This window comes from Dolichospermum sp. FACHB-1091 (assembly GCF_014697585.1).
GTDB lineage: Bacteria > Cyanobacteriota > Cyanobacteriia > Cyanobacteriales > Nostocaceae > Dolichospermum.
On sequence record NZ_JACJSB010000053.1, the window covers coordinates 1 to 11207 of the forward strand.

The window sequence follows — 11207 nt, forward strand, 5'->3', positions numbered from 1 at the left end:
GAAATGGTTGATAAAGTTATTTCTGTTGCTCTCGATTTGATGAATCCTCAACATTTAAAAAATTGGTTCACTAATTGTTGTTACTGTACCTCATAACACCGGGAAGTGCTGTAATACTCTTAGTTACTTATTATGCTAACCTAAACCGTAAGTTTTTAAGACCCTTACCATATAAGGATGGTAGGTCAATCCATCCCTTGGTTCGACACAAAACGGAATAAATAACCCAAACTCCGGTACAGAGAACACAGAGAAATGAGCTTTTGAGGAATATTTTGCGTAAGTCCTAATCAACTCATAACAATTGTATCCAGTTGTAGCGACTCTGAAAACAATTACCAGTAGTATGGCCATTACACTTACTTTTCTATGTTTTCCGACCCCCGGACAAATTCCTTGCAGCCGAGGGTAACAGTGAGAATCTAACTAAGCATGACGTTGACTGACTAAAACCTGATGAGAATATTCAAAATCATCATTAGTAATTCTGATATCAGCAGGATCTGTCTGTCCTTGCGCTCGGAAACGGCGAATAGCTTCCACAGCAGCTTGATTACACAGCAATACTAAATCAGCACCATTCCAACCTTCTGTGACTTCAGACCAATATGTTAAATTCACGTCTAATAATGGTCGTCCCTCAGTATAAACCTGCAAAATATCTAAACGACTAGCTAAATCAGGCAAATCTACTTTAAGTTGTAAATCTAACCTACCTGCCCGTAATAACGCTGAGTCCAGAGCATCAGGACGGTTTGTAGCCCCAATGACCAGAATACTTGCACCCGCCTCTACACCATCCAATTCGGTTAATAATTGCCCTACTACCCGGTTACTCACGCCAGAATCACCGCTGTAACTTCCCCTTGCTGGAGCTAAGGTATCAATTTCATCAATGAATATCACACAGGGTTCTGCTTGTCGAGCCTTAGCAAATAATTCCCGCACTGCTTGTTCACTCGCACCCACCCAACGGGTCAGTAATTCCGGTCCATTGACACCAATAAAATTAGCCCTGGCCTGGGAAGCCACAGCCTTTGCTAATAAAGTTTTACCAGTTCCCGGAGGACCCCATAGCAAAATCCCCTTGGGAGCAATAGCCTTAGTTTGTAGGTAAAGTTCTGGATAAAGTAGCGCCCCTTCTACAGATTCTCGCAGGGTTTGCTTAATATTCTCTAAACCACCAATATCATCCCAAGCAACTTGGGGAACTTCCACCTCTACACTGCGAAGTACAGCCGGTTTGATTTCCTTTAGTCCCTGTAAAAAATCAGTTTGAGTAACCGTCATGTTTTCTGGAGCTTGCACCTCTATAGAAGGAACTTGACGACGGAGGGCGCTATAAGCCGCCTTTTGACAAACGGCCTTCAAATCAGCCCCGACAAATCCCACCGCCCGCTCGGCGATAAAATCGAGGTCAACGGTGTTATCCAAAGGCATAGAACGGGTGAGAATTTGCAGAATTTCTTTACGTCCGTTGATATCAGGAATGCGAAACTGAACTTCCCTGTCAAATCGTCCTGGTCTTCGCAAGGCAGGGTCAAGGTGGTCAGGGCGGTTGGTAGCCGCGAGAACAATTACCCCTGGACTATGGGAAAAACCATCCATTAAGCCTAATAATTGGGCAACGAGGCGCTTTTCAACTTCCCCTTCTACCGCACTGCGGTCTGGGGCGAGGCTATCAATTTCATCAATAAAAATAATACAGGGCGCATTTTTGGCGGCTTTTTCAAAAATACCGCGCAATTTTTGTTCCGCTTCGCCATAATATTTACTGATGACCTCAGGACCAACAATAGCAATGTAGTTAACGCCCAGTTCTTCAGCCAAAGCCCGGGCTGTGAGAGTTTTACCTGTCCCTGGAGGACCAACTAATAATACACCATGGGTGGGTTCTAGTCCCAATTTAGCCAGTAAGTCAGGGCGTTTTAAAGGAATAGCAACCAGTTCTTTGAGTTCTTTAAGAATTTCGCTCAGTCCACCGATATCTTTAAGAGCAATACCTGAAGTAGGATCGGGAGGAACAACTACATCGGCCGGACCTGCACTAGAAGCCGGAGGTGATTGGGTATTCATGCGACTTGTACCCACATCATTACCCATACTGCCCATATTACCCCCCATATTACTGCTACGGGGGATATTTCCTGTTCTGGGAATACTGCTTAATGGACGGGAGTTAAACTGGACATTGGTTTTGATTTCTCCATTTTCTGCTTTCTCTTCGAGAGTTTTTACCAGTTCTAATAACTGCTCAAACCCCTTGAATAAATTTTCACTCATCACATTCCTCCAAAAATTGACTTTAAAAAGACCATTTTTTCTTAACTATATTATCCACTTAAAGACTTACGCAAAATATCTTTCCCTAAACCCTCTTTTTTTCTTTTTCTAAGTGCCTATGCCCTCAGCACCCTGTGTGAACGTGGTTCATTAATTATTCCACGACTTATGGGTAAGTCCTAGACTTAAAATAAAAGATTGGCGGCTGCTTTAATTCTGGCAATGGGTTCGACGGATCTGGGTAAGTTAGGTAAGCGAATAATTGTTTGCTGCGGAAATAAACTGCTCTCAATCTCTACATCTTGTGTGTAGCGATTTTGTACCACATAACGCTGTTGAATTCCTATAGTTTTGAGAGATTGTGTTAAGCGGATGTGTTCAGCTATAATTGCCGCTTCTGCCTGAATGACACCCACAAATTGGGTGTGCTTTGGGTCTTTTAATTTCTTTTGAGCTTTGACCACTTGTTGGCGCAGACTTCGCAACCGCCCAATGAAATCAACTCGACCCAAAACATCCTGATATTTCATCCACAGCTTAAATATCCAAGATAACCAATCTCCTAATGCAGTTGGCATTGACAAAAATTGCAGAAGATGACCTGTGGGTGCTGTATCTAGAATAATCAAATCTTGCTGGTTGCTGTCTAATAAATCCATAATGGTAATTAGGGATAGCATCTCATCAATACCTGGTAAAGCTTGAGACATAATTTGCCGCCAAGCTTCCGGAAGATAGGCAATATTTATTGTTGCGTCTGCTTCTGTTCCTTCACCACTAATCATATCCGCCAATTCCCAAAGGTAATCGGCACGAAATTGATCTAATATTTTCTCAGCATTAATTTCCTGTCCAGTTAAATTAGGAGCTAATAATTTTGGTTCATGTCCTAATTTTTCACCAAAAGCATCTCCCAAGGAATGAGCAGGATCTATGGAAATTACGCGAATTTTTTGATCAGGATAACGATTGGCAAAAGCCCAGGCCATGGCTGCTGACACTGTAGTTTTACCAACCCCTCCTTTGCCACCAACAACAATCAATTGACAGCCTTCGGCTACAAAGTCAGTAAAGCTAGGTGTAATTTTAGTCGGCCATTGAATTGGTGGTGGAGCAGCGAGTTCCACATGATCAATATATTGAATTTGTGCTGCTAGATTATCTAATGCTAACCCCCCTAATGGTGCGAATTGCTGTTGTGGTACTATGAAAACGGGTTTATTTTCAGAAATTTTCAAGAATTTATTGATAAAGTTTTGCTGTTCAGCATAGCGATCTGGCTCTATAGATGAATCACTGACAATTCGATTTATTACTATGCCACCATAGGGAACATTTAAGGTTTTTAAACTTTCGATAAATCGCTCAGTTTCCGCAAAACACATAGGTTCAGAAACCGCAACAACTATACAACCTGTAAATTGATCATCTTGTAGTAGTCGTCTACCTTCCGCTAATTGAAATTTTAGATCGGCTAAAAAGTCATCAACTTCATCAAGAGTATAACGTCCGGTTAAAGTTTCTGTGATCACCTGATGCTTTTTTTGGAATAACTCTAATGAGTTTAAAATCACATCTAAAAAATCTTCCAATCGCAACAGGTTTAAGGTATGACCAGAAGGAGCCATATCAACTACTATGCGGTCTACTTTTTTTTCAGATAGTAGACGTTGGATTTCTAGTAATCCCATTAATTCGTTTAAACCAGGCCAGTCCAAATCCCAAACTGGGGCTAAATCTTGTCCGTCTGCTAGACTTCCTCGCTCAACCAGTAGTTCTAAAAATTTGCTATATTTGGCCTTAAATTCTAACAGCAGTTTTTCAGCATCTAAGGACTGAACACTTAAATTAGGCAAATCTGGTAATGGTGAAGCATAATCTTTAACTTCTGTCAGTAACACATCTCCTAAAGAATGTGCCGGGTCTGTAGAAAGTAACAAAATTGTTTCTTCTGGGAACTGTTTGGCCCAATAACGAGCAAAAGTGCAAGAAGTGGTAGTTTTACCAACTCCACCTTTGCCACTAAACATGATTAAATGAAATGAGTCGTACTGGTTCATATTAAACTTAATAAATTACGAAAATACTAATAAATAATCATTAAATAAAGTGGTAGGGTGGAAGCGGCTCTCCCAAAAGTAAATCCCAACGTGGACAGGCTTTTTGCCAATTTAAGAATTGTTCTAAAAGTAAAGTTTTATCTTGAGACTTAACTAACAGGTAAATATTTACTACTTCTTCTTTTTCCTGAATAACAAATGGTAATTGATTTACTTTACTAATTGAATCAATCAGATTTTGTTTTTCTGCGGCTTGAGCAATTCTAAAGTTATTCTGGTCTTGATAGCGTTGTTTTTTGGCTAAAAAATAATCTCTACCTCCTCTTTCCAGTGGTGCTGGTTCTTCCATCGTCTGCGGTTCTAATTTTAAAGTAAATTCAATTTTACCATTAATTTTTTCTAGTTTGTCTTGATATTCTTGTCTATGGAGTTCTAGATAATTTAGTAAGTTGTTTGTGGAAGTAAAACAAGTTCCAAAACGCAAGGGTAAAACTGTAACCTGTTGAAAAATTTCACAAATCACTCGATCATGAGATAAAGCCATCTGGATAATTTTTTCATCATTATTTTGAAATGATTCTAAGGATATTCCTGGCTCGACAATAGCTGAAAGTCCAGCACCATTAATTAGTATTACTTGACTAGCAGCACCTTGTGGCAAAATCAAGGGAAATCTGGGTATTTCTAAAAAAGCATAAGTGTAGAAATTTTCTAATTCCATATATCTTACCTAGATAAAAATATTTGCTGGTATTAATTACCTAAGATTCGTATTGATTGCAATACCGAATAAATTTTTTCATCTATACCTGGATAATTTAGGGATTTACAATCACAAAAACTTAGTTATAATGCTAGGAAATATTCAGGTATTCTTCATGAGAAATGTTCGCAATCCCGGTATTATCAGAGCTAAAGTTAGTACGATGCCCAGAAATCAATCTGATGCTTCAAGTCAATTAGAGCTTTATAAAATGGTGACGGAAAAGCAACGTATTCAGAGAGAACTATGTTATATCAAGGAACGGACTGCCGTATTGCAACAGCGTTTGGACATCCTTAATAGCCAGATAGAGGATACAGAAAGAACAATTAAAAAATTGCGTCAACCTCAGCCTAGTGCTACTCAAAACATAGTGACTCCAAACTCCTTTGTTGAATCGAATAATTACCAAACTTTTGAGATTGAATATTAATATCCGAAATCTTGATCAATTTGGCAAAATATGAACAGATATTCCATAATTTACCCGCTAATGCGGGTTTTTTTATGATCACCTTAAACGTTATTTGGATATTGTACTAGTTATAGTATAATTCGCAATTCGTAATTACCGTATCTTGAGAGGTTTAAATCCGCCAGAGAGGAATAAATATTTCCTGTCACCTATAGTTTAACAAGATGCTTATATGTCTCAATTGTTGGTGTAAATTGAGGTTGATTTTCAAATTCGTCTTGTTCAACTTCTAGTGTCAAGGGTGCTTGCTCTTGTTCAGCTTCTAGTTCCAAACGTGCTTGCTCTTGTTCAGCTTCTAGTTCCAAGCGTGCTTCCTCTTCCAAAGCTTGGATTTTTAAAAGAATTTCTTCTTCTTGAATTTCAAACTCCTCTTCAGAAATTTCGCCAATGTCGAAAGAGAGTTGTAAACTTAATAATTGTTTATGCAAATTTTCTTGAGCATCAAACTCAGTATTAGTCCGTTCTTGGATTTGTTCTGCAATCCAGACAACTCCATTAAGTGGACCCATGATTGGCAATAGTAAAAGTTGAGTCAACATCGTAATAACTCCTATGAATCAAGCAGGGCAAATGTATAAGGGGCAGTAAAATTGTTGTAGCGAATACGTAAGCGCGTACCAAATTTTTTGTCAATCGCTTCGACGCGTTCGCTAAAGAGAGGTTCGCTATCCCAGGGAATCAAAAAGGCAGCATTGTAAATCATTTCTTCCGTCATGGGGTCACTGACTACAATCTCTTGAGCAAAAGGATTTAGCTCTCTAGTGAAGACTTCAATTACAGCTTGTTTGCGGGCTTGCAAATTACTTTCAATTGATTGTCCTATTTGAATCACTTCCTCCATACTTAGCTTTTTACCTTCCATGTTGTCGCGCTGCTGCCTCAACTCATGATTAGACTCCATCATGGCTTGCAATTCAGCCTTAGCATCCCAAAAAATTTTAATGCTTACCTCTCTTTGTCCTGCCAATTTTTGAAACAATTTATGTAATTGTTCTTTATGAGGATTAATTAGTTGGCTCATGATTGTTTCCCAATCTTTAACAACTAATCCAAAGCGCAGGGGAAGAAGAACATGAAAACCTTCATGCATTGTTTGTTCCAAAACTCTTTCATGAGCTAACAAATTACGGCGAGAAGCCAAATATTTTTCTTGACAGGCCTCTGAATATAAAAAAGTAAACCCATCAACTGCTTGGCTATGAACACTTTTTCCATCCAATCCTTTAAGCTCAATAGTTTCAGGAATTATGTCTGGGAAAATGCCGTACAAATAAAGACCAAAATTGTTATTTGCCAAATCTGTGTTCATAAGTTTTAAATAAATTAAACCTAAAATTAGGACTGATAAACTGGTATTAAATTGGTTTTGATGTCAGAACTAATCGTAATTTAGCGTGAATAAGATCAAGTTGAGCTAGACCTAAATCTATCTCGCCGTCTAGAACAACTCCAGTATTTAAAAGCCTATCTAATAATTCCAGTACGGAAGGGCGACTACCAGTTTCTCCTGGATAATAAGAGCCAGATTGTGGTAAAAGAGTACCAAAATCTCCCAAATTTACATTCAACTCTGCTGGGTCAACTTCAAAAGTCTCACACAACTGTAATATTTGTTCTTCTAACTTTTGAATACTGTCTGCTGCCCGTTCTAATTCAGATTCACTGAGTAAATTCTCTTCCATACGCCGAATTACTTGAGCTTCCATCAACTGACGCAGCAATTCTAATACAGTCAAAAGCAAAGGGGCTAAACCGGCTTCATTCTTAGATTTAGAAACGGTAGTCAGTGACTCGTCGAAGTTATCAGCTGGAGTGGAAAGCATTTTGATGATGCAACCTAAAGTTTTAAATGTCTTTGATACAAGTTGACTATTAAAGTTTTAAAAGTCTCAGCTTTGATTAATTAGATGTGGATAACTCATAACTCCTACATTTTCAGTTGAGGTTAAAGGTCAATCGTTGGTTCTATCGTTGAAGTTTCTTCGCTAGTTTCCGGTTGAAAATCTGTAATTTCTATGGTTGGGTTTAAAGATAATGGAGTTTCTTGATTACTTTCAACTTGGAGATCTATGGGTGAAGTTTCTTCACTAGTTTCTGATTGAAAATCTGTAATTTCTATGGTTGGGTTTAAAGATAATGGAGTTTCTTGATTCTCTTCGAATTGGAGATCCATAATTTCCACTTGTGTATCTACAAGTGATGAATCTTCTTGAATGGTTTGAGCTTGAAAATCTAGAACTTCAATCGGTGCATCTAAAGGTGATAGATTATCTTCCTTCTCTTGAAAAAAATCATCTTTAGTATCTGTTGGTAGGGGAATTTCCTCTTTGACACTACTAGAAGATGTTAGCAAATTTAGTTTGGATTCTAGAGTTTCTAAACGATGCCGAAGTTGTTCATTTTCTGCAACCAAACCTTGAGCCTTAGCACTGAGATAAGGATCGTTTTCCCACCAATTGATACCCATTTCCTTGGCTTTATCCACGGAGGAAATCAACAAGCGAATCCGAATATTTATCAGTTCGGTGGACGCGATAGATATAGAAATATCTCCAGCAATCACAATCCCTTTATCTAAAACCCTTTCGAGAATGTCCGCTAAAGTCGAACCTTGGGTAGATGTATTAATAGTTCGACTTGAGTTTGTTTGATGACGTGTAGGCAGTGTTGGGTTAGAATTCACAAATGATTAAACTCTTGAATGGTATAAACACGATTGACTTTGCAAGCTAAAAATTTTTATGCAAAGAACATAGAGCTTTTACGCTCATGTCGCGCTCTATGTTTAAGGCTTTTTGAATTCCCGTTCATCCTTCACTTTTTTGCTTAACCAGGTAGTTGCAAACTTAATTTTTACAAGGAACAGGACTTACACAAGATATGAGTGAAAACTCTACTCTTGCGTAAGGTTAATACCCTAATTTTGTTCTGTTTTGCGTAACTCCTGGGAAATATCATTGGCCAATTCCGTATTTGGCTGAGTAACTAATTCTTGGGTTATAAACTGGGAATTGTTAATCAAAAGTTCATCGGTAGGGAAATGGGTGTCATTCAGTACCTTGATTTCTTCGGCTGAGAATTGCTCAAGTAACCCCATGAAAATATCAGTGGATTCGCTGATAGACAACTGAGCGCGGTTAAACAGAATGTCCATAGCAATTTCTCGAAAATCTAAATCTTCTATTGATGCCGGAATATCATGATCTGCACAGACTTTAGCAATCATTAAACAAGACCGTAAACCGGAAGTTTTTTCTGCCCCTGTAGCCAGACGAAATGATTTGACTAATCTAACTATTAGGTTAGCAGATTCTCGGCCTATGTTTGTTTTCTGAATTAATATTTCTGTTTGAGTGATCTCATCCGGTTCTGGCATATTAATGGTAACCAATCTATCCATTAAAGCATCTTGCGTGGAGTGAACTCCGCAATATTCTTCTGGATTTGATGTAAAAATCACCCGAAACTGGGGATTAACACTCAGGTATTCTGGCTGATTACTGCTGGGAGGAAGACTGAGAATTTTTTCTTCTAATGCTGACAGTAGGACGTTATTAACTTCAGGACGTGAACGGTTAAATTCGTCATATACTAAAGTAAAGCCTTCACGACAAGCTAAAGTTAATCGGGAATCAACCCAATTTTGCTTAAATTCATCCTCGACCTTAACAACGCTGTGTATATAGTTATCGAGTAGTTTTTTATGGGTGTAACCGGATTCACTACCAATTAAATCCGAACTTTTAAATTGGTCATCTCCAAACAGTAACATCACTGGTCTGTCAAGACAGTTAGCCAAGTGCATACCCAAAGTTGTTTTTCCTGTCCCTGCAGGTCCCCGTAGGTGAATAGGAAAGCCTGATTTTAGATAGCGCAGCGCCCGAATGACTACTCGCTCAATAGCAGGTGTGACTACAAACTGACCTGGACGAAGACGAAGAACGGCTCTTTTATGATTAACTTTGGTGATGCTCATAAGTTGAATATGGTAAACAGTTAAGAGAAAATTAAGATGCGTAGAAAAAAGAATGATATAATGCTTTTTTAAAATTTATGCGCTAATATCATATCATTGGTTTGATGAGGTAGGATGCCTATTTTTATAAGGTTAGGGGCATTAATGCTAACTAATTGTTTAATCTGACAAAAACATAGTATAAATATAGACTTCCTAAATCTCACACCAAAACTTGTTGTTGTTGAATTTTATTAATCACCCCCTTATCTTACCAGTTTTTTAACTGTAAGATTGGGGGTTTTATTATGTAACCCTATTTCTCCAATAAATTACAGCACTTCCTGGTGTTATGAGTTACATATCTAGCGGGCAAGATGCCCGCACCACAAGAGTTTCATGATTTAACTTTGTACCTCATCAGAGTGGAAAACGCTGTAAATTATTGAGAGTATAGATTAACCAAAGATACTTACAAACAAATCCTGACGGAACTTAAGGAGAGATTCCTTCTGTTCTTTAGCTTGAGCAAATCTGGCCTTAGTTGTTTCTGACAAGAACTGCTCAGTTGTTGCTTGAAGTTCTTTGTGGAATTCTAGCAATTCTTGAGCTTGTTTTTGAGCTTGAGCAAATCTGGCTTTAGTTGTTTCTGATAAGAACTGCTCGGTTGTTGCTTGAAGTTCTTGATAGAATGCTAACAATTCTTGAGCTTGTTTTTGAGCTTGAGCAAATCTGGCCTTAGCTGTTTCTGATAAGAACTGCTCAGTTGTTGCTTGAAGTTCTTTGTGGAAGTCTAGCAATTCTTGAGCTTGTTTTTGAGCTTGAGCAAATCTAGCTTTAGTTGTTTCTGATAAGAACTGCTCAGTTGTTGCTTGAAGTTCTTTGTGGAAGTCTAGCAATTCTTGAGCTTGTTTTTCAGCTTGTGCTTGTCTTGCTTGGGCTGTTTCTGATAAAAACTGCTCAGTTGTTGCTTGAAGGTTTTTATGGAATTCTAGCAATTCTTGAGCTTGTTTTTGAGCTTGCGCTTGTCTTTGGGCTGTGGTAACGGACAAAAACTCATTAGTCTCTAGAGCTAGTTGAGCCACCTTTGCAGCTATTGACTGATGCTCTTGTCGGATTCTGGCCATTAAAGAAATCATGAAATTCTCCAGAAAATAAAATAGTAAACTGGCATCAAATACATTCACTCACAATTTTTTCAGTGAATATATTTTAAAGATTCATACTTCTTTGTAATATCATTTGAGAAATCTTGATTTCCAAATCTATAGATAATTAAAAAAAGCAGAATCAATATCAGAATTAAACATCAATTTAATTCTGAATATTCGCTATTAAAATTAAGCAGGTACTGCTGCAGATTGGGTTAAACCAACTGCTTCAGCATATTTCAAGTAGGTTTCAACGGAAGCGATAACGATACGAGCTTCAATTGCTAGTAATTCGATACCAACTAAGGAAACACGAACCCAAGCATCAATTACGATACCTTTGTCTAAGATTCTGTCAATAACTTCTGCCAAGCTGGAGGAAGAATTGGTTTTTTCAACTGCCATTTTTTTAAGTCCTTGTTGTTGTTGTTGTTAGAAATATGAATAACTATCAAAACTACACCTTGATAGTTATTCGAAATTGGGAAATCTGTTTATTAAAATTAAGCAGGTACTGCTG

At 38.1% G+C, this 11207-nt stretch carries 11 protein-coding genes; 1 reads left to right on the forward strand and 10 read right to left on the reverse strand.

All coding sequences use genetic code 11. The features are described from left to right. Window positions 1-426: 426 nt before the first annotated feature. From H6G25_RS20615 to H6G25_RS20625, 3 genes are all read right to left on the reverse strand, one after another. Window positions 427-2283: an AAA family ATPase gene (locus tag H6G25_RS20615; protein ID WP_028091206.1), complete on the reverse strand. Its 1857-nt coding sequence runs from the start codon at window positions 2281-2283 to the stop codon at window positions 427-429. Between the two features lie 185 nt (window positions 2284-2468). Then, window positions 2469-4343 carry an ArsA family ATPase gene (locus tag H6G25_RS20620; RefSeq protein ID WP_190394096.1) on the reverse strand — a complete coding sequence of 625 codons (1875 nt, stop codon included), beginning with the start codon at window positions 4341-4343 and terminating at the stop codon, window positions 2469-2471. Window positions 4344-4383: 40 nt separating this feature from the next. Beyond that, a complete protein-coding gene (locus H6G25_RS20625; RefSeq protein ID WP_190394097.1) occupies window positions 4384-5064 on the reverse strand; it encodes a GvpL/GvpF family gas vesicle protein in 681 nt (226 codons plus the stop codon). A 157-nt stretch (window positions 5065-5221) separates the two neighbouring features. Between H6G25_RS20625 and H6G25_RS20630 the strand changes: the two genes are divergently transcribed. Then, window positions 5222-5539: a gas vesicle protein gene (locus H6G25_RS20630; RefSeq protein WP_190394098.1), complete on the forward strand. Its 318-nt coding sequence runs from the start codon at window positions 5222-5224 to the stop codon at window positions 5537-5539. Between the two features lie 191 nt (window positions 5540-5730). Here the strand turns inward: H6G25_RS20630 and H6G25_RS20635 are convergent, their stop codons facing one another. From H6G25_RS20635 to gvpA, 7 genes are all read right to left on the reverse strand, one after another. Further along, complete coding sequence (locus H6G25_RS20635) at window positions 5731-6120, reverse strand: gas vesicle protein GvpG (RefSeq protein WP_190394099.1); 390 nt, start codon at window positions 6118-6120, stop codon at window positions 5731-5733. An 11-nt stretch (window positions 6121-6131) separates the two neighbouring features. After that, entirely contained in the window at window positions 6132-6890 is a 759-nt protein-coding gene (locus H6G25_RS20640) for a GvpL/GvpF family gas vesicle protein (RefSeq protein ID WP_190394100.1), read from the reverse strand. A 46-nt stretch (window positions 6891-6936) separates the two neighbouring features. Then, the gene (locus tag H6G25_RS20645; protein WP_190394101.1) at window positions 6937-7404 is read right to left on the reverse strand and encodes a gas vesicle protein K; all 468 of its coding nucleotides are present in this window, start codon (window positions 7402-7404) and stop codon (window positions 6937-6939) included. Window positions 7405-7526: 122 nt separating this feature from the next. Beyond that, complete coding sequence (locus H6G25_RS21430; RefSeq protein ID WP_242035050.1) at window positions 7527-8264, reverse strand: gas vesicle protein; 738 nt, start codon at window positions 8262-8264, stop codon at window positions 7527-7529. Between the two features lie 234 nt (window positions 8265-8498). Continuing rightward, entirely contained in the window at window positions 8499-9557 is a 1059-nt protein-coding gene (gene gvpN, locus H6G25_RS20655; RefSeq protein WP_190394102.1) for a gas vesicle protein GvpN, read from the reverse strand. Window positions 9558-9994: 437 nt separating this feature from the next. Beyond that, the gene (gene gvpC / locus H6G25_RS20660; protein WP_190394103.1) at window positions 9995-10675 is read right to left on the reverse strand and encodes a gas vesicle protein GvpC; all 681 of its coding nucleotides are present in this window, start codon (window positions 10673-10675) and stop codon (window positions 9995-9997) included. 201 nt (window positions 10676-10876) lie between these two features. Then, a complete protein-coding gene (gene gvpA / locus H6G25_RS20665) occupies window positions 10877-11092 on the reverse strand; it encodes a gas vesicle structural protein GvpA (RefSeq protein WP_015080752.1) in 216 nt (71 codons plus the stop codon). Window positions 11093-11207: the final 115 nt, after the last annotated feature.